22 protein-coding genes and 1 pseudogene are annotated in these 21,468 nt (G+C 54.6%); 8 read left to right on the forward strand and 15 right to left on the reverse strand.

Features of this window, described 5'->3' with window-relative positions; genetic code table 11:
* Positions 1–77: 77 nt before the first annotated feature.
* Positions 78–2,837 (reverse strand): helicase-related protein, encoded by a 2,760-nt coding sequence (locus AAGA79_RS06165; protein WP_411827900.1) that lies wholly within the window; start codon positions 2,835–2,837, stop codon positions 78–80.
* A gap of 62 nt (positions 2,838–2,899) precedes the next feature.
* Here AAGA79_RS06165 and AAGA79_RS06170 point away from each other — a divergent pair, with 62 nt between their 5' ends.
* The gene (locus tag AAGA79_RS06170) at positions 2,900–3,289 is read left to right on the forward strand and encodes a VOC family protein (protein ID WP_411827901.1); all 390 of its coding nucleotides are present in this window, start codon (positions 2,900–2,902) and stop codon (positions 3,287–3,289) included.
* Positions 3,290–3,310: 21 nt separating this feature from the next.
* Here the strand turns inward: AAGA79_RS06170 and AAGA79_RS06175 are convergent, their stop codons facing one another.
* Positions 3,311–5,656 (reverse strand): PBP1A family penicillin-binding protein, encoded by a 2,346-nt coding sequence (locus tag AAGA79_RS06175; protein ID WP_411827902.1) that lies wholly within the window; start codon positions 5,654–5,656, stop codon positions 3,311–3,313.
* A 121-nt stretch (positions 5,657–5,777) separates the two neighbouring features.
* Here AAGA79_RS06175 and AAGA79_RS06180 point away from each other — a divergent pair, with 121 nt between their 5' ends.
* From AAGA79_RS06180 to AAGA79_RS06190, 3 genes are read left to right on the forward strand one after another with little or no spacing between them, the layout of a single operon-like run.
* Positions 5,778–6,761, forward strand: coding sequence for a S1C family serine protease (locus AAGA79_RS06180; RefSeq protein ID WP_411827903.1), 984 nt, complete (start codon positions 5,778–5,780; stop codon positions 6,759–6,761).
* Positions 6,758–8,050: a PDZ domain-containing protein gene (locus tag AAGA79_RS06185; protein WP_411827904.1), complete on the forward strand. Its 1,293-nt coding sequence runs from the start codon at positions 6,758–6,760 to the stop codon at positions 8,048–8,050. Before AAGA79_RS06180 ends, AAGA79_RS06185 begins: the two co-directional genes overlap by 4 nt.
* Positions 8,051–8,104: 54 nt before the next feature.
* Entirely contained in the window at positions 8,105–9,736 is a 1,632-nt protein-coding gene (locus AAGA79_RS06190) for a fumarate hydratase (RefSeq protein WP_411827905.1), read from the forward strand.
* 158 nt (positions 9,737–9,894) lie between these two features.
* Here AAGA79_RS06190 and AAGA79_RS06195 read toward each other — a convergent pair whose 3' ends face one another.
* The 4 genes from AAGA79_RS06195 to AAGA79_RS06210 all read right to left on the reverse strand — a co-directional run bounded on the left by AAGA79_RS06195 (position 9,895) and on the right by AAGA79_RS06210 (position 11,955).
* On the reverse strand, positions 9,895–10,206 hold the full coding sequence (locus AAGA79_RS06195; protein WP_411827906.1) for a hypothetical protein: 312 nt from the start codon (positions 10,204–10,206) through the stop codon (positions 9,895–9,897).
* Positions 10,154–11,011, reverse strand: a complete 858-nt coding sequence (locus AAGA79_RS06200) for a hypothetical protein (RefSeq protein ID WP_411827907.1) — start codon at positions 11,009–11,011, stop codon at positions 10,154–10,156. The genes AAGA79_RS06195 and AAGA79_RS06200 overlap by 53 nt, the downstream gene beginning before the upstream one ends.
* 76 nt (positions 11,012–11,087) lie before the next feature.
* The gene (locus AAGA79_RS06205; RefSeq protein WP_411827908.1) at positions 11,088–11,618 is read right to left on the reverse strand and encodes a hypothetical protein; all 531 of its coding nucleotides are present in this window, start codon (positions 11,616–11,618) and stop codon (positions 11,088–11,090) included.
* Positions 11,619–11,721: 103 nt separating this feature from the next.
* A complete protein-coding gene (locus tag AAGA79_RS06210) occupies positions 11,722–11,955 on the reverse strand; it encodes a hypothetical protein (protein WP_411827909.1) in 234 nt (77 codons plus the stop codon).
* Positions 11,956–12,458: 503 nt separating this feature from the next.
* Between AAGA79_RS06210 and AAGA79_RS06215 the strand changes: the two genes are divergently transcribed.
* Both AAGA79_RS06215 and AAGA79_RS06220 read left to right on the forward strand, forming a co-directional pair.
* A complete protein-coding gene (locus AAGA79_RS06215; RefSeq protein ID WP_411827910.1) occupies positions 12,459–14,288 on the forward strand; it encodes a glycoside hydrolase family 97 catalytic domain-containing protein in 1,830 nt (609 codons plus the stop codon).
* 266 nt (positions 14,289–14,554) lie between these two features.
* Positions 14,555–14,899 (forward strand): annotated as a pseudogene (locus AAGA79_RS06220) (sulfatase-like hydrolase/transferase); the annotation flags it as partial.
* A gap of 136 nt (positions 14,900–15,035) precedes the next feature.
* Here the strand turns inward: AAGA79_RS06220 and AAGA79_RS06225 are convergent.
* The 7 genes from AAGA79_RS06225 to AAGA79_RS06255 form a co-directional block, all read right to left on the reverse strand.
* On the reverse strand, positions 15,036–15,359 hold the full coding sequence (locus tag AAGA79_RS06225; RefSeq protein ID WP_411827911.1) for a hypothetical protein: 324 nt from the start codon (positions 15,357–15,359) through the stop codon (positions 15,036–15,038).
* Between the two features lie 89 nt (positions 15,360–15,448).
* On the reverse strand, positions 15,449–15,769 hold the full coding sequence (locus AAGA79_RS06230) for a hypothetical protein (RefSeq protein WP_411827912.1): 321 nt from the start codon (positions 15,767–15,769) through the stop codon (positions 15,449–15,451).
* A gap of 266 nt (positions 15,770–16,035) precedes the next feature.
* A complete protein-coding gene (locus tag AAGA79_RS06235; RefSeq protein ID WP_411827913.1) occupies positions 16,036–16,911 on the reverse strand; it encodes a DMT family transporter in 876 nt (291 codons plus the stop codon).
* A gap of 74 nt (positions 16,912–16,985) precedes the next feature.
* Positions 16,986–17,429, reverse strand: a complete 444-nt coding sequence (locus AAGA79_RS06240; protein ID WP_411827914.1) for a hypothetical protein — start codon at positions 17,427–17,429, stop codon at positions 16,986–16,988.
* Positions 17,430–17,457: 28 nt separating this feature from the next.
* A complete protein-coding gene (locus AAGA79_RS06245; RefSeq protein WP_411827915.1) occupies positions 17,458–17,583 on the reverse strand; it encodes a hypothetical protein in 126 nt (41 codons plus the stop codon).
* A 146-nt stretch (positions 17,584–17,729) separates the two neighbouring features.
* On the reverse strand, positions 17,730–18,395 hold the full coding sequence (locus AAGA79_RS06250) for a hypothetical protein (protein WP_411827916.1): 666 nt from the start codon (positions 18,393–18,395) through the stop codon (positions 17,730–17,732).
* 28 nt (positions 18,396–18,423) lie between these two features.
* Positions 18,424–18,825 (reverse strand): hypothetical protein, encoded by a 402-nt coding sequence (locus tag AAGA79_RS06255; protein WP_411827917.1) that lies wholly within the window; start codon positions 18,823–18,825, stop codon positions 18,424–18,426.
* A 357-nt stretch (positions 18,826–19,182) separates the two neighbouring features.
* Between AAGA79_RS06255 and AAGA79_RS06260 the strand changes: the two genes are divergently transcribed.
* The gene (locus AAGA79_RS06260) at positions 19,183–19,473 is read left to right on the forward strand and encodes a hypothetical protein (RefSeq protein WP_411827918.1); all 291 of its coding nucleotides are present in this window, start codon (positions 19,183–19,185) and stop codon (positions 19,471–19,473) included.
* A gap of 455 nt (positions 19,474–19,928) precedes the next feature.
* Positions 19,929–20,327: a hypothetical protein gene (locus tag AAGA79_RS06265; RefSeq protein ID WP_411827919.1), complete on the forward strand. Its 399-nt coding sequence runs from the start codon at positions 19,929–19,931 to the stop codon at positions 20,325–20,327.
* Between the two features lie 75 nt (positions 20,328–20,402).
* Here AAGA79_RS06265 and AAGA79_RS06270 read toward each other — a convergent pair whose 3' ends face one another.
* Both AAGA79_RS06270 and AAGA79_RS06275 read right to left on the reverse strand, forming a co-directional pair.
* Complete coding sequence (locus AAGA79_RS06270; RefSeq protein ID WP_411827920.1) at positions 20,403–20,912, reverse strand: hypothetical protein; 510 nt, start codon at positions 20,910–20,912, stop codon at positions 20,403–20,405.
* Positions 20,913–21,207: 295 nt separating this feature from the next.
* Complete coding sequence (locus AAGA79_RS06275) at positions 21,208–21,426, reverse strand: DUF2945 domain-containing protein (RefSeq protein ID WP_411827921.1); 219 nt, start codon at positions 21,424–21,426, stop codon at positions 21,208–21,210.
* Positions 21,427–21,468 lie beyond the last annotated feature (42 nt).

The following is a 21,468-nucleotide window of genomic DNA, read 5'->3' on the forward strand; positions in this document are numbered from 1 at the left end:
TTTTAGAGAAGGCCTTTTAAAGAAAAGGCCATGATCCACCAGTGTTTCCGGTGAACTTGCCGTGTGTGGCGGTGCGGCTACTGGCAGAAAATCAGGCAGAGTGAATCCAGACGGACGCGGGCTTCATCCAGATTTTCGAGCGTCTCGGTGAGAGTTTCGCGTAGGGAATCGATCTCTCCGGTCGGAATGGTCGGGTTCCTGGTGGCGAGATCTTCGAGACGGGTGATCTGTTGTTCGATCTGTTCTTTCGCGAGAGCCTTTGCCGCTTCGATGGGCTTGGACGAGGCACGGGTCGCGACGGCTTTTGCTGAATCGACCATTTTCGGGAACATTTCACGGCGGAAGGCGTCCTGAGAAACGATCCTGCGGGAATCTCCCGGAAGGAGAAGCTTTGAAGGAGGTGCTTTCGTTTGGGCGGTGCCGTTGTGATCGACGATCACGCGGAGCAAGGTCGGCGGGAGGAATCGATCGAGATGGAGTCGGGAAGGTGCGATGACTTCGAGGACAAAGGCGCATTCGAGAAGGATGGATTTCCCTTTGCCATTGTTCCAGTTTGCGAAAGCGGCGTTGCCGGAATTTCCATCGAGGAGTTGCTCGAGGGCATCGCGGAACAGCGGGTGATCGAAGGTGAGGAAGGAAAGGTCTTCGCGGGAGAGTGCGGTGAGGCGCTCGAAGGTGGCGGAAAGCCCTTCTTCCGGGATATCGGCGAAGGTGTCCGACTGGCGCTGGCCGCGTTTGAATAGGAAAGCGCGATCGGAGAGATCGGATACATCAAGGCCGAGGTGATCGAAGAGGCGAAGTGCGAATTTTTCGAATTTCGGGTCTTCGTCTGCGGTTTCGATGGCCTCGAGAAGATCAGCGGATTGGCTGGCCGGAGGTGCACCGAGCTCGAGCAGGCGATCGTGGCCGGTGGCGAGCTGATGGGTGACGGAGGCTTTGAGCTCGACGGAGCGTTTGAGGAATTTCTTGAATTTCGCGGATTTTGGTGAGGCGTCGGCTAATTCATCAAGCTCGGGTAGGAGCTCTGAGGCGAGTGTCGTAGCTCCTTTCAGAGGTTCAGAAAATACATCGAGCGCTTCGTGAAGCCAGCGGGCCTGAAGCTCGGAGCGGCTGTCTTTTCCGTAAGGGATGTGGATATTAATATCACCTGTCTGTCCGATGCGGTCCAGGCGGCCAATGCGTTGCTCAAGGACTTCCGGGTCACGTGGGAGACCGAAGAGGACCAGGTGGCGGGCGAACTGGAAGTTCCGGCCTTCCGAGCCGATTTCCGAGCAGATGAGTATTCTTGCGCCTTCCGGCTCCTGGAAATAGGCGGCATTTCGATCGCGCTCGAGCATGGAGAAGTCCTCGTGGAAAAGGGCGGTCTCGATGTGGATTTCCTCGAGTAGCTTCTCCTGAACGGTGATAGCTGCATCGGGGGAGTTGGTGATGAGAAGGATTTTTTCGTCATCCGGGAGAAGACGAATGAGATCCGCCAGCCAGGTGTAGGGTGAATGGCCTTTTTCCAAGGGATGGAGGAGAGGGAGGCGTTTCGGGAAACCGGTGAGGTTTTCGCGGGTATTGCGGAAAAGGATGCGGCCGGTGCCGAAGGAATCGATGAGCTCGGAAATGAGCAGCGGGCGGGCGGATTCGTCACCTTTGCGGAGTGCGGCGACGTGTTTTTCCGCTGCGGGGGAGGTGAGTGTGAAGTCGTTGATGTTTTCCGGGATTTCTCCTGAAACGAGTGATTCAACTGCGGTGGCGAGCGGGGTGTAGGATTCGGTCTCTTCGAGGAACTCATCGAGATCCGAGTAGCGATCCGGATCCAGAAGGCGGAGGCGGGCGAAGTGACCGGCAGGTCCGAGCTGCTGGGGGGTGGCGGTGAGAAGAAGTAGGGATGGGACGACGCGGGCGAGGGATTCCACGACTGCGTAGGCTGGCGATGCCTCTTCTTCGGACCACTCCAGATGGTGCGCTTCATCGACGATGAGAAGGTCGAAGCCTGCGTCCCGTGCCTGTGCTGCGCGGTGTTCGTTTTCCGAGAGGAAATCGGTGGATGCGAGAATTAGCTGGGAATCGGAAAACGGGTTGATGGCATCTCCGAGAAGATCCGCGGATGGCTCGTCTTCATCCTCTGCGTCGGGGGAGTTCTGGCCCTCCAGCGAGAGGCAGCGTGATTCATCGAAGATGGAGAACAGTAGATTGAAACGGCGCAGGAGCTCGACGAACCACTGATGGACGAGGGGCTCCGGAACCAGAATTAGGATACGGTTTGCGCGGCCGGTGAGGTGGAGACGATGGAGGATGAGGCAGGCTTCGATGGTTTTTCCCAGACCTACTTCATCGGCGAGAAGCACGCGGGGGAAGAGGCGGTTAGCCGTTTCCGCAACGATGGAGAGCTGGTGGGGAATGAGATCGATGCGTGCGCCGGTGTAGCCGCGTGCGGGTGAGCGGCGGATGGCTGCGTTCCAGCGGAGGGCGTCGAGACGTTGGTAGAAATCGCGTGGTTTATCAGTGAGGCCGGCGAGAAGGCGCTTGTCCGGACGAATGAATGAGAGGGAGTCGAGGAGATTGGTCTCGTGGATGGATTTTCCGCCGCCGTGGTAGGTGATGAGGCCGTTTTCCTCGGTGATTTCCTCGACGATGATGGTGTTTTTCTCCTGGTCCTGGATGTCATCGCCGGGGGCGAACTGGACGCGGACGAGGGGTGCGCTGGCGATTGCGTAGGTGCGGGTGTCTTCGGCTGCCGGGAAGGAGAGCTCCAATAAGCCATTTTCCTCGCTGAGGACGAAGCCGAGGCCAAGTGCTGGCTCGGAAGTGGAGATATAGCGTTGGCCGGGGGTGATTGTAAGATTCAAAATGGGAAGGCGAAAAAGTGGTTCGGCGGGACTGTTGAACAGGGATGGGGTGTAGGCCAACAATGATCGTTGAAAAAATTTCCCGGGAGGTGAGGATGGCGGTAATGAAGGTTACCAAGGTGAAACATGTGTTGTGGGCGGCGGATTGGCAGCGGTGCCTGAAGTTCTATAAGGAACTCTTCGGAGGGGTGGTGAGCTTCGAAATGGAAGTTTGGAGTGAGATCGTGGTGGCGGGTTCTACCATCGGGATTCACGGCGGTGGCGAAGGACAAAGGACGTGGACCGGCCTCTCATTTCAGGTGGATGATCTGCGCGAAGGGATCCGGCTTCTAAAGGATTGCGGCGGGGATCTGACGGCAGAACCTACCGATACCGAGGAAGATCCACTGCACCTGGCGATGTGCGTGGATACGGAGGGAAACGAATTTATGATGACAATGAAGCGCGGCTAAGCGCCTCCTTTTTCATTTCACCTATTCCACAGGAAGCGCGCGCGGTGGTGTTTCGTCCACCGGTTGGGCGCGGAGAGGTGCGCGTTCCGGTTCGACGCGCTGCGCGCGGGGTGGCGCTTCACCACGGGATGGTGGCGGAGGGATATTATTCGGGTCCACGGGCTGAGCCCTTGCCGGATGGATGGGGCAGAGATCGGTGGGAGCGGGTGCTGTATCGGCGGGGACTGTGTCCGTATAGTTTGTGGCTGCAGTGCGGCAGCCGGCAGTGGCACGTTTCCCTGAGAGCCTGCAGAGCTCGATATCAATCAGGTCGATGTTCGAGTGAAGATCGCCCGCTTTGTAGCCGAGGCGGTCCGCTGTTTTCATGATATCGACCCAGACAGGAAGTGCGAGAGTGGAGCCGTAGCCGCCATTGATTGTTTTCTTGGGTTGATCGAAGCCGACCCATACTGCGCAGGTGAGGTTCGAGGTGTATCCGGCGAACCATGCGTCCTTGAAATCGTTGGTGGTGCCGGTTTTTCCGGCCGCGTCCTTGGTGAAGCCCAGGCGTTTCATGGAGGCAGCTGTGCCGGAGGTGGCTACCTGCTCGAGGATTTTCGAGACAGACCATGCGGAGCCCTGATTGGTGGCCTGATATGGAAGGGACGGGGTCTCGTAGAGGATATTTCCGGCACGGTCCTTGATCTGGGAGATGAGGTAGGAGCGGTATTTTTTTCCGTCGTTGGGGAAGACGGTGTAGGCGGTGGCTACCTCGTATGGGGTGGCATCGAAGGTGCCCAGGAAGGATGCCGGCATGGAAGGCATGGAGGTGCCGAATCCGGCCATGCGGGAGACTTCCTTCACCCGATCGATCCCGGCGTAGTTGCCTACCCGGACGGACATTGTATTTCTAGAGCGGATGAGGCCGTAGGCTGCGGGCTTCATGCCGAGGAATTTTCCGTCGGAATTGTTCGGCTTCCAGTTGCCTGCTCCCTTGATTTCGCCACGGCGGATCGGATCATCGGAAATCATGGTGGAGGGCTGCATTCCTTTGTCGAACGCGGCGAGGTAGACGAATGGCTTGAAGATCGAGCCGATCTGGCGCTTCGCCTGAATGGCGCGATTGAACTGGGACTCGTTCGCATCACGACCGCCTACGAGGGCGAGGACGGCGCCGGAGCGATTATCGATGAGGACGGATGCGCCCTGAATATATTGCGGGGCTTTGCGTCCTTCTTCCGGGAGATTCTGCCAGGCGGCGCGCGTCTGGTGCGGGTAGCCGGAAAGTCGTTCGGTTTCGCGAAGTTTTTTGTCCAGTGCTTGCTCCGCAATGGTCTGGAGACGTTGATCGATGGTTGTGACGATGGTGAGTCCGCCCAGCTCGATATTCTCCTCCTCGAGGATGATTTCCAGATCACGGCGAATAGCGTCCATGGCGTAGGAGGCTTCGTGATCACGGCGCCAGATGGGGCGGATGGTGATTTCCTCTTCCTTGGCGGTATCTGCCTCCGGTTGGGTGATGGCACCGGCGGTGACCATGCGTGCGAGGGTGGTGTTGCGCTCGCGGGTGGCGGCCTCCATGGAGCGGAAAGGATTGTATGCATCCGGCCCGCGGACGATGCCTGCGAGGAGGGCTGATTCCGAAAGGGTGAGCTGTGATGGATGTTTTTCGAAATAGATGCGGGAAGCCTCGCCTACTCCTTTAATCTGGCGGCCCCAGTTGATCTGGTTGATATACGCTTCGAGGATTTTATCTTTGGAAATAGCTGCGTTTATGCGGAAAGCGATGGCGATCTCGAGCATTTTCCGGTCGAGTTGGCGGGGGATATCACCGCGTTTTTCACCGGTTTTCAGTCCGTAAACATCCGAGGCGAGCTGCTGTGTGATGGTGGAGGCTCCCTCACGTTTTCCCTCGATGTTTTTGATCACCGCGCGGCCGATGCCGATCACGTCGACTGCGCCGTGGGAGTAGAAACGCTCGTCCTCACGGGCGAGGATTGCTTTGCGGAAGCTTTCGGAAACGTCCTTGAGCTCGATGAGTGCGCGTTTCTCTCCGTGGATGCGGCCGATCTCCTCGCCCTGGCGATCGAGGACGATGGTGCGGGCCGGCATCTTGTTGATACGATTCAGGTCGTAGCGGGAAGAGCGGATACCGTAGATGAGTGCGAGCAGGGCAAATACGTAGAGACCGGCAACGGCAGGCGTGCCGATGAGACGTGCGAGCCAACGGAAAGGAGTGGAAAGGCCGCGGGTGAGGACAAAGAGGAGGTGAAACGGCCAGAAGAGTATAATGGAAAAGAAGCCGGGACGTTTCCCTGATGATTTGGTTGTCTTGCGTTTTCTGTTGTTAGCCTTCGGCTTGGTGTAATGTCGTTTTCGGGTGGCCATAGACTTTTCCTTGGGGGCAAGGTTAGTGTAGTACACGGAAGTTCAAATAGGAATCTTTCAGCATGCTGAAATGAGATTTCACTAGACGAAACGTCGTAGTGGTGTCGGTTTTGTTCAAGGAATGAGAAGTATTCTAATCATATTTATGGGTTTTCTAGGCAGCGTGGCTGTCGAGGCGAGGGAGCCTTCCAAAACATTGGCTGATCTTGCCAATCTGGAACGAAAGGTGGCGAAGGTGGCGGAGACGGCGATGCCGGCTACGGTGGCCCTCGTATCCGAGAGGAACGGTTCCTCCGGGTCCGGAGTGATTGTTTCCGAGGATGGCCTGATCCTGACGGCAGCGCATGTGATCCAGGGAATGAAGGAGGTGGATGTATTTTTCTCCGATGGCAAGAAGTGGCGCGGGAAAGTGCTGGGTGCGAATTACTCCAAGGACATCGGTATGGTGATGATGGTGGATGACGGGCCGTGGCCGCATGTGGAAATCGGCGAGTCAAAGCCGCTGGTGGCGGGGGATTGGGTGATCGCCATGGGGCATTCCGCCGGGTTCGATGCCGCGCGGACCCCGCCGATAAGATTCGGCATGGTGATGTCGGACGGGCCTGGAAATTATTTTACGAGTGATTGCTCATTGATAGGCGGGGATTCCGGCGGTCCGCTGTTTGACTTGGACGGGAAGCTCGTGGCGGTGAATTCCTCAATCGGATACAGCTGGAAAAACAATAATCATGCTGGTGTGGATGGCTTTCAGGAAGATTGGGATCGCCTGCTGGCCGGCGAGGCATGGGGGACACTACAGATGAATCCTATGGCGAATCCTGAGACTCCCGTGCTGGGAATCGGCATGGGACTGCAGCGCGATGCGGGCGGTGTGCCGGTGGATGAGGTGGAGCCGAATTCCCCGGCGGCACAAGCTGGCGTGAGGGTGGGTGACTTGATCATCGCTGTGGATGGAGAGCGTGTGACGGAGGGCTCCGAGCTCCAGCAGATATTGATCAAGCGCGAGGTGGGCGATGAGGTGGAGCTGAATGTCGTCAGGGAAGGCCGGAGAATGGATTTCCCTGTGGAACTGGCGAACCGTGGAGAAATTTATAAACTGAGATGATGAGAAATATCCCGATCTATATTGGCTGGGCTTTTCTAGCCCTGGCACCGATGGCAAACGCACAACGCCGGCTGGCGCGTGATGAGGCGGAAGTGCCTCTGATGAGGCCGGATGAAAAGGAGACGGTGGATCAGATTTCCGCTGAATTCCAGAATGCGGTGGAGCCTGTTTTGGCGGATGCCGCCGAGTCCACCGTAACTGTATGGTCCGGAAATAGCCGGAACAGAAATGAATTCCTGGCCTACGGTACGGTGGTAGGTGATGGCACACAGATCCTCACAAAGTGGAGCGAAGTGGCCAAGTATGCCAGAAACCTCCAGGTAAATTCCGGAAACCGGAGTGCCTTCCCCGCTACGGTGGAGGGTGTCTTCACCGATGAGGACATGGTCTTGCTGAAACTAGGCACCGGCGGACAGGTAAGCCAGAACGGGATGTATCAGGAAGTGGCCGGGAAGCTCACCCCCGCAAAGTTCTTCAAGTCTGATCTACAGCTTGGACGTATGATCATGGCTCCACAGCCGGATGGCGGGCTGGCCGCGCATGGTGTGGTTGGCGTGTTGGAGAGAAATTTACGTGAAACGGATCAGGCGCACCTAGGTATTATGGCGGATGATAAATATCGAGGAAAGGGCGTGAAGATCGAGTCCGTGCAGCCGGAATACGGAGCTGCTGCCGCCGGTCTGCAGGCGGGGGATATTATTCTAAAAGTGGACGATCGCGATATCACCGGCCTGTATGAGCTGAAGAACGCGCTCTCGACAAAGATGCCCGGAGAAGTCGTGAAGATCGTGATCGATTCCGCCGGGAAAGAGCTTAATTACGATGTCACCCTCTCGAATAGACCGGTGATGGGTCAGTTCGCCGGAAACAGGCTGAACCAGATGGAAGTCATGGGTGGCGCGGTGAACCGTGTGCGCGCCGGATTTTCCCGTGTGGTGCAGTCCGATATGAAGATCAAAAGCACACAGATGGGCGGGCCGGTGGTGGATCTGGAAGGACGCGTAGTGGGTATCACCATGGCGCGGGCGGATCGCACACGGACCTATATCATGAGCAGTGAGGCAGTGATGGATCTGCTGAAAACACAGTATGATACCATGCAGCAGGCATCGGAGAAGAATGCGGAACGTCAGCAGCAGTTGGCCAAGCAACAGCGCGATCTGATGCCGAAGATGCGCGTCCCGCAGGGCAAGCCGCGCGATATCGGCCAGATGCGCAGGCACTTATCCGATATGCAGCGCCTCATGGATCTTATGTCCGAGGAAATGGACACGCTGGAAAAACGCTGAATTTACGAAATCTTCGCTTCATATGAGAGCCGCGGTGCCTAGAGTGTCCGCGAGATGAGCGATAAGGAATTTTTCTACCAAGACCCGTTTCCCTTGGGAGCGGACGTGACGGAATACGAATGCATCAGCGAAGAAGGCGGCCAGATCGTGGACTTCGGCGGCACCGAGGTGCTCAAGATTGCCCCCGAACGCCTCAGCTTCCTTGCTAAGGAAGCCATCCGCGCCATCAATTTTACCCTCCGCAGCAGTCATCTGCAACAGGTGGCCGCCATATTGGATGATCCGGAAGCCTCCGAGAACGACCGTATGGTCGCACTCATGCTCCTTAAAAACGCGGAAATCGCCTCCCACGGTATACTTCCGGCCTGTCAGGATACCGGGACCGCCACCATCATCGGAAAGAAAGGACAGCGCGTCTGGACCGATTGCGATGATTCCGAATTTCTCACCAAAGGCATTTACGATACCTATACGAAGGAGAACCTCCGCTACTCACAGACTGCTCCGCTCTCCATGTATGAGGAGGTGAATACGAAGACAAATCTCCCTGCACAGATCGATCTCTACGCCACCGGCGGGGATGAGTATAAGTTCCTTTTTGTTAGCAAAGGCGGAGGCTCCGCCAACAAGACCTTCCTCTACCAGGAGACCAAGGCCCTGCTGAATCCGCAGCGGCTCAAGGAATGGTGTGTGGAGAAAATGAAGACACTCGGCACCGCCGCATGCCCGCCGTATCACCTCGGCTTCGTCATCGGTGGTACCTCCGCGGAGACGAATCTCAAGACCGTGAAGATGGCCACCACCCGCTACTATGATGCGCTGCCCACCACCGGCAATGAGCACGGCCGTGCCTTCCGTGATCTGGAGCTGGAAAAAGAGCTTCTGGCAGCTGCCCGCGAGGTAGGCATTGGAGCCCAGTTCGGCGGGAAATACTTTGCGCTGGATGTCCGCGTCGTGCGCCTGCCGCGCCATGGTGCCTCCTGTCCCGTTGGTATCGGCGTATCCTGCTCGGCCGATCGCCAGGCAAAAGCGAAGATCACCCGCAATGGAATCTTTCTAGAGAAACTGGAGAAAAACCCGGGTCGCTTCATTCCGGAGAAATACGCGGACTGGAAGTTCAAGGGCGTGGAGATCGATCTCGATCAAGGCATGGAAAGCACATTGAAGACACTTTCCAAGTACCCCGTCACCACCGCACTTTCACTCAGCGGCACCATCATCGTTGCGCGGGATTCCGCCCACGCGAAGCTCAAGGAGATCCTCGAGGAAACAGGCGAGCTTCCGGAATACTTTAGGAAATACCCGGTCTACTACGCTGGTCCTGCAAAGACGCCTGAAGGCATGGCCTCCGGATCTTTCGGCCCCACCACCGCCGGGCGAATGGATGGCTATGTTGATCTCTTCCAGAGCCACGGCGGCTCCATGGTCATGCTGGCCAAGGGAAATCGCTCCCAGCAGGTCACCGATGCGTGCAAGAAAAACGGAGGCTTTTACCTCGGTTCCGCGGGTGGCCCGGCCGCACTGCTTGCCAAGGAGCATATCCGCTCCCAAGAGGTAGTCGCCTTCGAGGAACTGGGGATGGAGGCCGTCTGGAAAATCACCGTCGAGAACTTCCCGGCATTCATCCTCGTGGATGACAAAGGAAACGATTTCTTCCAAACAATCAATCAGTGCCCCGTCTGCTAACCGGTGGATCGCGTTATTGTCAGCGGGTAGGGGCGACGCCCTGAATTAATCAGGCGACTCGCCCGCGAGGCACTCGGAATCTCCTCCGCAGTGCCTTCATGCCCGGCGTTTCCGGTTGAAGCTTTTAGCTCAGAAAAATCTGCGGAATGGCAGCAGGCTTAAGCTTTCCCAGCGGAGACTCTTTCGAAATAGGTTTCGAGATCCAAGGTATGGGTCCAATTCTCAAGATCGTTTTCGATCTCATGTGGATATCCTTCTTTGCTATCCTCATACTTATGTTCGAAAAATACGAAGTCCTCCCCCTTGCCGTGTGCGACTCCCATTCTCCAGCCTTCCTCCTGGGGCTCGCCCGATGGCATATCATGGGATTGCCGGAAATAAAGTGGGGTTCCTGAGCTGCCTGTAGCCCCACCTTTTTTACCAGCCCGAATATCGAGTTGTTCCAATGCCTCGCTGGGTGCGACAGCCATCGCGCTCAGCGGGGAGGACAGCGTAATTATATTCCAAGGAAATGGATGACGCGGAGTGTTGCATTACTATATGCCTGAAGCCCTCGAAATCGCCGCGAATTCTATTGAAATCCAAGATGTTTTTAGACTGGTGCCAGCTCGGCAATGCGCAAGAGAACGAATAGGATCTCGTTCCACCGGCTTTGGGAAAGAGCTCTTCAATCTTGGATAAAGCAGCCGCAACAGACTCCTCCTGAACCTCGATATTCATCAAATTACCGGTCTCCTCTGAGTGAATCTTGTTGAGATCCTGATGAGGTGGCCCCGCAGATTTCAGAATTTGTAGTATTTCTGTAATCTGGGGAGTGATATCGCCCGAATCAGACGTGTATGTCCAACACGTCCACTCGAGTTCCTGATCATCCCGTTTCTCGACATAAAAACTCAAACTAAAGCCGTTCCCTTCAATCAGCTTGAATGCGATTCCGAAGGTACTTGAAAAACCATACAGCGAAGGCCCTTGCTTTGAGTTTTTCCTAATCTTCGGAAAGTATGACTGGAACTCCTCGAAGTAAGAGAAGTTCTTCCCGTCATAACTGCAGTCCCCCTTGCAGAAATTCAGCCCCACAACTCCCTTCAGACATGTGTCCAAAAAATAATTCAATTTGGAAAGACCAGCCGTGCAGTCAGACTCTTCGATTTCCACCGAGTCCTTCTCCCAATCATAGAGCCCCAGATTCGTTAGAAACTTCAAGGTATCGGACTGTTCTTCCGATTCATCGATAAGCCCCAAACGGCTGGCATTGCGGTAGGTAGTGATCCACATCAGGAAATAGTAGGTTAGTCATGGGCGGATAGGCAATTCGCTCCTGCATGAATTATCCCGTAGTCATTTAAACTGCCTAATCTGCGGTGGTTTGTTTCGGCCACTGTTTGTATAGTTTGAAGCCCAATTTCTTTCCCGAGGAGCTCAGCATAACTTCACCATCATTCGAAATAATGTCTCCTTCGGTCGCTACCACAACGATTCCATCAACAGGGGCGCAATTCCCGGTGAAACCGCCAAATTGTGCGAATTCGTCTTCAAGAAGATGGCCTCTGGTGTAGCCTCCTACGCCGAGCCTGCACTTCACTAGATGATCATCCTGGGTGATTGCTACCCTGATTATCGTGTCATTCGGGAATGCCTCACTTGGAGCTAAATGAAAAGGATTTAGCTCCCTGATCACTGCGCCATCCTCCCCGATAATCACAATCCCCACCGCATGGACGGGCCAATCAACCAGACTGGAGATTGAATGCTTGGATATCCAAATATCGGATGCCCAGATGGCATCTGCACCTGTGATCTCGATATCATGCTCAGCTTCTGCAGGAGGGCGTTCATCGCAGCCGATGGCGGCGATACAAAGTGAGGTAAGCAATATGCGCATGATCTGATTGGTTTTTTATGAGTTTGCGAAGAAATTCATCCCAGCAAACCTAGGCCACATGATTGCTTTTCAAGCAGCCGATATTTTCTGACTTGGTCCAGATTTACTGCTCCTTTCCCTTGCTGAAAAAGCTCAGGCAGAGAAAGAAGATTCCCAAACCGAAGCCTCCGCCAAGGATCGGGAAACGGATCGCATTCAGTCTTTCCATATCCACCGTGGTATCAGCGCCTTGTGAAAGTAGGGCAGGTAGGCCAACCCCGAGTGCCAAAGCTGCGACGATGGCTAGGATGGCGAGCATTCTAAACAATAGTCGTGGATTCGATTTTCTCTGTTTCATTGATTTTGTAGTGAATTGGGGACCTGTATTTCCGGTCCGAACGGCACGCTATATTAGTATGGGTTAATAAGGAAAGGCTTAGTTTAATCGGGCGCTTACTTTGTTGGCTTTATTCTTGGCTCGTTCGTATATTTGCGAGGCGGCAAGTCCTTCGAACAATGAACAACCGTTTATGATCAATCTGTTGCTGCGAGGTCGGGAAATTGGGTAATACACACTCCGCCACGTTGGATGTGTCCTCACCGGTTGCAATATTCAGGAGAACGATGCCATTGCAGGCAACCAATTCTCATTCATGTCCGCTCTCAAGAATATGTTTCCAAGAACTGCGTAAGTTTCGGAAGGGATCTTTGTCCGATGGTGGGGCTGAAGCAGGAACTGGTTTGTTCTTTCTTGTTTCCGAAAATAACTTCCGACACACTTTTCGGCGAACCGATATCACTAAAAAACCGACTCTTTTTTCCTACATGAACACACTTACGAGAATTACAATCGGGTCAGCAATGGCTCTTTCAAGCCTGTTGGCTGCTCCTGTGGAGGTGGAATCTCCGGATGGGAAGATTTCCGCTTCCTTCGAAATCACTGATGGAGCGCTTCATTACTCTATTTCCAAGAGCGATCAGCAATTGGTCGGATCTTCAAAAATCGAAATTATCGATGACGCTGAAATGGCCTTGGTCGGGGAATCGACCAGCGAAAATGATTCCACATGGGAGCCGGTGTGGGGGCAGTTCAGCAGTATTCGCGATCACCATCATCAGCTCACCATATCGCTCACAGCCAATGGGATGCCGGTGGAGCTTCTCTGCCGTGCGTTTGATACCGGTGTCGGCTTCCGCTTCGTGCTGCCGGCTGAGTCCAAGGGGAAAGAGCTCACATTCTCAGCCGGCCTGGATGTGGTGAATGCCGCGGGGTGCTATTTTCCACAGGGTGAAAGAGGCGTTGCTGGACCGGTCGACTGGAAGAAACTTAAAAAAGTTTCGATTCCAGTGTTGGTGGAGCAAAAAGAAGGAGGAGCACTCGGATTTCTTGAGTCTGATCTCTATTCCGCAGGTGGATTTGGAAGCATGGCAGCTACGGTAAACGAGAAGTCCGGTATTGTTTTCACCAGCTCTACGATCTCCAGTGGTGAAGGGCAGTTAACACCTTGGCGGCTGATCCTGATCGACGATAATATCGGGGATTTTGCAGTGAGCACCGTGGCGCTGAACCTCGCATCACCTTCCACACTCGAGGATACGAGCTGGATCAAACCCGGAAAGGGTCTCTGGGACTGGCGCGTTCATGGCTACGACAATGGTGATTTTAAATACGGGATCGATACCCGTAGTTACCTCCGCTACATTGATTTCTGCTCCGAGCAGGGGATCGAATACTTCACAGTGGACGACCACTGGTTCAAGAGCGCGAAGGACGGAAAAATGGAGGTTTCCCCCGAGGTCGATATCGAGAAGGTGATGGCCTATGCGAAGGAGAAGGGCGTAAAGATCATGCTCTACTACGATCGTAAGAAAGGTGACTTCGGCGATGAAACTCTGTTCAGCTACTACGCCGGCCTCGGTGCATCGGGGATGAAATACGGGTTTATGGGCAACAGAGCGGATTTCACCCGCAACGCGATCGACTCCGCCGCCGAGAACAAGCTGCTGATCAACTTCCATGACGGTCCGGTGCCTATGGCGGGCGTCGAGCGCACCATGCCGAACCTGATCAGCCGCGAATTCTGCCATGGACAGCAGGATTCCAGGACCGCGTTCACTCCTGAAACTTTCCTGAAGATGGCGATGGTGAACACACTCGCTGGTCCACTTGACATGTCCAACGGCAACTTCGGGATCAACAGCATCAATGCCGGCGAACGCGAAAAGGGCCCACGTAAGAAAAATACCTACATTTCCACGGTGGTCAGCGAGGTGGCCCGCTGTCTTGTGATCTATAGCGGCTTGGTAACTTTGCCGGACGCACCGGAGGAATATTTGAAGAAAATCGATCTCTTTGAGTTTCTCAAACTGATGCCATCCACCTGGGATGAATCACTTATTCTGAATTCTGAGATCGGGAAATACATCACTACCGCACGCCGCAGCGGAGACTCATGGTTCGTCGCCTCGGTAAACGATCAGTCGGAACGTGTTTTGGACGTTAAGCTGGATTTCCTGGAAGAAGGAAAAACCTACGAAGTTACACTGTTCCAGGACGCACCGGATTCGCACGGGGTCAAGAATCCGGAAGTCTATGAAATTGAGACCACTACCGCCAAAAAGGGGGACGTGATCCCTGCTAAAATGGCCGTAGGTGGAGGTCACGCGATGATCCTCAAGCCAGCCAAATAGGCCGGCGGCTTAAGTTTCGACTGAAGCTCACCTGAAAGATACCTTGCCACGGCAGGGTATCTTTTTTTTGTGACAACATTTCCTATCCCGGGCGCAATGAGCGTGCGTTGTTTTTCACGAGGGAGATACAAGAATGACCCAGATAAAGCGGCAAGCATCTGGAACCCAGGAAGCTCTCGGATTAGTCGGCTGCCCGAGAGAAACGCTAGGCCCACAATGAGAATTTCTCACGCAATCACTTTCATATGAAACCCCAATCCAGCCGAATGAAGCATATCGTTCGCTCGCTGTCCCTGGTCTTCATTTCGGTCACGGCGCTCCAAGCTGCCCCAAAGCCCAAACCGAACGTGATCCTCATCGTCACGGATGACCTCGGCTGACGGGACCTGAAGTGCTACGATATCGACGAGCCTTCGCCGTATGAGACGCCGAATCTTGATCGCTTCGCAAAATCGGGAGTCATGTTCTGGCAGGCCTATTCTCCCGCGCCCACCTGCTCCCCTTCGCGATGCCGCTCTGCAATGATGGATCCATGGTTCAGCGGGCACATGCCGGAGGATACCTTCACGCTCGCCCGGGCATTAGAGCAGAACGGATATTTCATAGGCCATGTGGTATTACGAGGGTTGGTGCCGGACGTGCGACAGACGAGCTGAATTTGATCATCATGTGGTCGGACGTATGTGTTCTTGATAATCCAGTTTGAGCCACCTGATATAATATTTGATTTGGCAGTTGGAAAATAGATCAGTGGGCAAGCTCTCCAGCAGCGGAGAAGAGGAGGACAATGATGATGCCTGCCAGGGTGAGTAAAAGGGTTGCACGGCAGAAGTTGATGCGGCCCTGGTTACCGCTGCTGAAGAATGCCCAATAGATGATGAGGACGATGTTTAGTATGGGGACGGCGAGGAGGATGAGGGTGATCAGCCAATCGCCGACGGAGAGATGCGGGGATGTTCCTCCGGTTTGCCGGGCAAGGGCGGGGTGTGGCGGGAGGGGAGAGCGTGCGCGTGCGCGTGCTGAAGCGGGCAGCTCTTGAGGGGAGTTCCTTCGTGGTGGGATCTGTGTCATTTCCTAGGTTTTTCCAATGAAGTGTGATCGGGAAAGAACAGCGGAAGAGGCTGTACGTGAGTTTATATGCTGGCTGGTGGGCGAAGGTATTAATGGCGGCGACTGTATGGGCCGCTATCATCGGGTGTCGTGCCCTGGGTTCTGGCATCGGGTGGTGCGCCTGCCCGGAGTGTGGAGTGGTGAATGGCCCAGTAGACGGCGAGCCCTGCCATGCCGAAGACAAGCACGACGCATCCCCAGAGAAACGGGCTGAAGAGGAATAGGCCTGCTCTGATGGAGACGAGGCGTTTCGCATCCCAATTCACGGCCAATGCCATGATTACGTGTATGGCGAAGATGAATAATGCATAGGCGATGGCAAACAGGCCGAGGCCTCCTGCGCCCAGTCCCTCCAGTTGGAATGAGTTCATGATCCGATGAGTCGGTTGGATTTTTAATTAAGGGTTTCTACGCGGGAAGGATATTGTTCCGCTTTGTGATGCTAGGGAGAGCATGCGGTTGCACAAGGTGATTCCTGCGAAGGATGATATAATATTCCCGCAGTTTTCCCATGCCGTGGGTGACGGTATTGAAAATGGGTTGTCGCCGGTGGGGGGGATTGGTGGGCGGTGAATGTATAGCCAGCCATTTCCCCGGGGATTTCACGGAGGTGATGGGACTGCGGTGGTGGGATGGGTCAGGCGGGGGCTTTCGCCGGAGCTGAAATTTTCTTCTTCCGGTTGAACACGGAGACGATGACTCCGCCGAGAATAAGGATACTGGCGATGCCGAGCCTGGTGGTGAATTTCTCCGAGATGAAGGCGACTCCGCCGAGGGTGGCGAGCAGGGGGACGAGGAGCTGGAGGATGGCTGCCTGGCTGGTGGTGAGCAGGGGCAGGGCGCGGTACCAGATGACATAGCCGAGGCCGGAGGTGACGATGCCGGAGACGAGGGCGAGTGATACTCCGGTAGTATTGAAGCTGGCGCGGGAGAGGGCGAAGCCGCTGGCGAGGAGGGTGATGAGGGCAGCGCGCCAAAAGTTCCCGGTGGTCATGGCGATAGGGGCGGTGGCTCCCTTTCCGGCGATGGAGTAGAAGCTCCAGGCGATGCCGGAAATGATCATGAGGGCGGCGCCGCGTGGATCCGGTGCGGAGATGCCCGGGGAAAGTAGGTAGACGAGGCCGGCGATGGCGACGGAGAAGCCCAGCCATTGGCCCCGCGCAAGGCGCTCGCCGCTGCGCATGGCCATGACGAGCATGGTGATCTGCACTGCGCCGAAGAGGATAAGCGCCCCGGTGCCGGAGGCGAGGGAGGTGTAGGCGAGGGAAAAGGAAAGGGCGTAGGCAAAGAGCGCGAAGCCAGAGCGCCAGGTGCCGGTGGAGTCGCCGGGCTGCGCTTTCCTCAGTTTCCCGCCGATGGCGGAGATGGCCAATAGAGCAAGGGCGCCGCCGAGGAGCCGGATGGTGGTGAAGGAGACTGGATCGATGGCATTTCCCCCAAGTGCGAGGCGGCAGAGGACGGAGTTCGCAGCGAAGGAGAGTAGGGCGATCGCGGTGAGGATAATGGCTGCCATATCGGTGGGGTGGGTGGCACGGTAGGTGGTGTTTCCCGTGGATCCACTGAAAACAGCGATTTCCGCGCTGCGGGCTAGCGGGAGGTATCGAGCAGCAGGCTTTTCCGCACGAGTATTTCCGTAAGCTCCGGTGGGAGGTGTTTTTTGGAGAGCTCGGTGCCGGACCAGCTATCGTGGGTGTGGAGGTGGAAGGCAATCTGATCCTCGGTGATGGTTTTCAGGCTATCCCAGGGGATTTTCTTTGTTTTGTAGGGAAATTTGACCACCAGCTCGTGATCATCCCAGGAAACTGTCCTCAGTCTGTTCATCTTCAGCGGATCAATGGCATCCCATAGGCGGTATAGGCCGGCGAGGGCGATCAAGGTGAGCAGCGGATAATTGGGGCTAAACGGGTAGCGGGTGGTGGAATCAGACCGGCTGCTGTAGAGCTGGTATGCCACATAGGAGACCATGCCCACCCCGAGGAGTACATTGATGAGCGTTTTTCTACGGGGCAGCAGGTGGGTGGAGGTATTCATCGGGTGAGGATTTCGGAAAGGGTGGGCATCATGATTTTACGATGAGGTAGGTGACGGCGCCGACCTTGAGGCATCCGGCGGCGGATTGCGCGAACTTTTGGGAGCACCGGTGGCGCAGACGCGCTACGATCCTCTCCGCGGCGAGGGCGGACATATTGGCAAAGGCGTAGACAGAGAATGGCTTTCACATCGCTGAGGGTGAGGAGGAGCTCGCTGGTGAAACTGGTGGCGAGGGAAAGGCGGGGTGGGGTAGTGGTTTCAAGATGCAGCTTTCCGGAGGGTTTTGACTATAATCCAGCTCTAGAGCCAGCCGAGCTGATCCTGGCGCTCGCGGTAAATGATGCCGAGGATGCGGGCATTGGTCATAAGTGTGTAGGAGCTGACGAGAGATAAGATCAATGTGCCGATGATGATGCTGCCGGAGAGGGCTTCTCCAATATATGCACCGCCGATGTAGAGCAGGCAGAGCATGAGAACGGACAGCAAATAGAGCCAGCCGCCGCGGAAAATCGCGGGGATGACGATGTGCGGGCTGATGGCTGCGGTGGAGCCTAGGACGACTACGGAGAGCATCGCCATTGGGTAGTAGAAAATTCCGAAGACCATGAGGCCGAGGGCGATAAACGGCTGGAAGCCATTTTGATCCACCATCCCCAAATAGACGAGAAGTGGGGTAAAGCAGGCGAGGAGGACGATGAAGACCTGAAGCATGGGCCAAATGATATCTTCGAAGAAATTCGCGGTATCGGGGAATTCGGGAGCCTCTTTTCCGCCGGTGGCGGAGGACTGGATCATCTGGAAATAGATGGCACAGAAGTAGCCGCTGAGTATTAACGCGGCGATGGGGCCGATCAGTGGGGCGATGCTCACCAGCTCCGCCACAACGGAGAGAGCCACGCAGACCATGAGGATATATTTCCCACTGCCACGGTAGGCGTAGGTGAGGATGTCTTTGATGATATTCATATAATGGGTGGGAGTGGATGGTATTTCATCATTTCAGCTGGTCGATGGTGCAGCTGAAGGGCGGGAGTTTGAGCCTAAGGCGTGCTTCCTCGAAGGCGGGCCGATCAAGAGGGCCGGTAACGCTGGCGGAAGGATCCGCGTGTTTGCTATCCAGCGTCATATCCAGGTAGAAGTAGCGGGTAATGGTGCGGTCGTTTGCCGGGTGCTGCTTCGCGACGATGAATTGTTGATCGAAGCCGTAGGCGAATACTGTCCCTTCTATGCGGCCAACCGCGTCGCCGTTTCCCAGATTGTAGCAGATACTCATTTCTTCGATGAGATCGACGGCGATCAGACGGTAGGGGCCGGTGATTTCTTTATCATGGATAAAGCCACAGCCGCTGATGAACAAGAGGCCGAGCAATGGAAGGTTTTTCAGGAAACGTCGCATCTTGGAAGATGAATGTATTAGCAGGTATTTAATGCTGGCTGCCAGTAGATATATCGATCTGTTTTTGAGGAGATTCCTTAATCCGTGGAAAGATGTTCATCCATCAAACCCACGAATCGGATGGTAGGTCTCCAGGTTTTCCCAAATTCTTGGTGATCCAAAAAATTAATGCGCGGTAATGATGATATCAGTGGGTAATAATGGATGATCTTAACTTGTTACAAAAACTTCATAGATCTGTGAAAAGTAAACAAGGCTCTCATTATGGATTTCCCGAGTCATAGCTTCGAAATTCTTGCGTCTGCTAACCGGAAAGCTAGCTTTGAAGCCTCAAACAATACACTGTTCTACAATAAAATGATGCGACTCTCCATTCTCCTTTTACTACTTCATGCGTGTGCCTTTGCTGAGGACTCTGTTGACTCTCTAGAAAAAAAATACAATGCGTTGGAAACGAGAGGCCTGAAGACCCTTCACCTCAAACACCGAGAGGATCTGGTCAAAGTTCTGAACACGGCGATGGACCTGAAGAATCTCGACTTAGCGAACAAAGCGAAGACGAAGATCGGCGAACTAGACGAAAAAATTGTTGCCTTTGGTGGCGATCAGGATGGCCAGTCGAAGAGTGGAACAAACCAGTTTCCATAGAATCGTTTCTACAGGCTTAAATCGTTTAACGGAAGAAGGGCATCTGAAAAAGGAAGAGAAATATTATGCACATTTGAGAGAATTTCGACAGATAAGCTTAACGGAACACTCACTTTGGTCATCACCGGCGACGGAAACTACGCGCAAACGAATAACGTGATACGTGTCTTAAATGGGTCCAAAGGCAAAGAGATCGCGACGCGAGATGGTCTACGGCAAAGGCAAACCGTAAAGATTCCATTGGGACTATCGGCATCTGACACAGTTGATCTATCAATCGTCAACTATGGCAGCGATTCATTCCGTTTGCGGGCGGTCGATGGGACAGAAATTCCAGAGATTTATCTGGAAGTAGAATAGGAAGGAGAAAAAGGCGCAGGAACCGACGCCAACCCCGCCGTCTGATTAAATTCGGAGTTTTCCACAGAGCGGCTAAACTATAGCGTTGATAAGAAATGAAGAATACGATTCGAGCCTTGGCCTTCTTTGCAATCATCGCTTCAGCCGCATCTATTACAGCCGCGCCGCTGCTGGTTCCTATGCCGGACCTAGTGACGCGAGAGTGGCATTTTTCTCCTCCTGATAAGGTGAATTCGCGCGTTTTCGGCGTGATTGAGTGGGATCAAGTGCCATTGATCAAGATTGGTATTTCAGAGGAACAGCTCCGGGCGATATCTCCGGCGATCAGTCCGCTCGGCGATGTGGACGGCCTGATCTACTCGGTGAACCCTCGTGGAGTGCGCTACGAGATTGAGGTAATGATCAGGAGGGGGAAGGTATCCGATATCAGTTTCAAACCTTGTCTGTTGAACCGGGTGGACACAAGTTCTAGAACCTCATATCCAGACAAATAGACGAAGCGGTATAATTAGCCACTAATGGCGAGGCAGGGTTATGGCTCGGATTGGTTTCGATTCTTTTCCTAGCTGCTAGACTCTCTTTCCCAGATATAAAAGTATGCGGTGGATGAGGCCATCGCTTTTCACCATAGGGTGTGGGACGCAGGGCCGGAGTGGATGCAGTAGACACCGGATGAGCCATTGGTTGGCGAGGGCAAGGGGGTAAGTGATCCAGATCATTTTCCAGAGGATGAGGTATAGGCTGCCTAGCAGTGGGTAGACGAAGTCTGCCGGTGATATGCGATCGATGAGGCTATACCAGAAAACCGAGAAGGCGACGGTGGCGCAGAACAGTGAGAGCAGCGGGAACGCGAAGAATTCCCATCGGCTGAGCCGGAGTGTGATTCCTGCGAAGGCCTTGTGCATGACGGCGGCGACCAATACGAAGACGCCGTACCACCTGGCAAGGTAGATAGGTAACTCTTCCAGGAAGATTTCCCAGCCACGGGAAGTGCGTGTATCGACCGCGTCCAACTCGAAGGCCAGGGGCAGAATCATCCAGATGGCGGCGGAAAGAATGATGCTTGCAAGGAGGCGCATGAGGATCGACAGGTTGGTTTTCTTATACAAAAGATAAGATGAGATACAGGTATGGGGAAGTGCTATCGGTCAGAGGCGCCTATGCCTGATGGCGATTAGCTGCTGGAGTGGTTGCGCTGTTTGAACAAATAAATGAGAGCTTCGGCTGTAGGATATCATCAGAGAATGAAAGACGCAGAACAGCTCCCGAAGTTATTTAGGGATCAAGTGTGTATCAGCCAATCCGGTGGTAGGTGGCGTTCAGAGAACGTAGTGGATCAATTCCGAAGCCGGGGTTCAGGGATTTCTGATGGTATCAGGAGTCCTTTTCGAGCTCGGAGTGGAGTTTGAGGACTTCGTCGCCATCGTCCTGTTCGATCAGGTAGGCGGGGTTGTCATCGGTGCCTTTGCGGGTGATTTCCGAGCCTTTGAGGGTTTTGGTGATGGATTCGTGGTAAACCTTGCGGACCTTTCCGGCGGCCTCTCCGTTGCCCCATGACCACTTCACTTTTGTGTTGGTTGCGTATGATTTCATGGAAAACGGTTGGACGGGGAGGTGGATAGTGCAACCGGAAAT

This window comes from Luteolibacter sp. AS25 (genome assembly GCF_046736275.1).
Classification (GTDB): Bacteria; Verrucomicrobiota; Verrucomicrobiia; order Verrucomicrobiales; family Akkermansiaceae; genus Luteolibacter.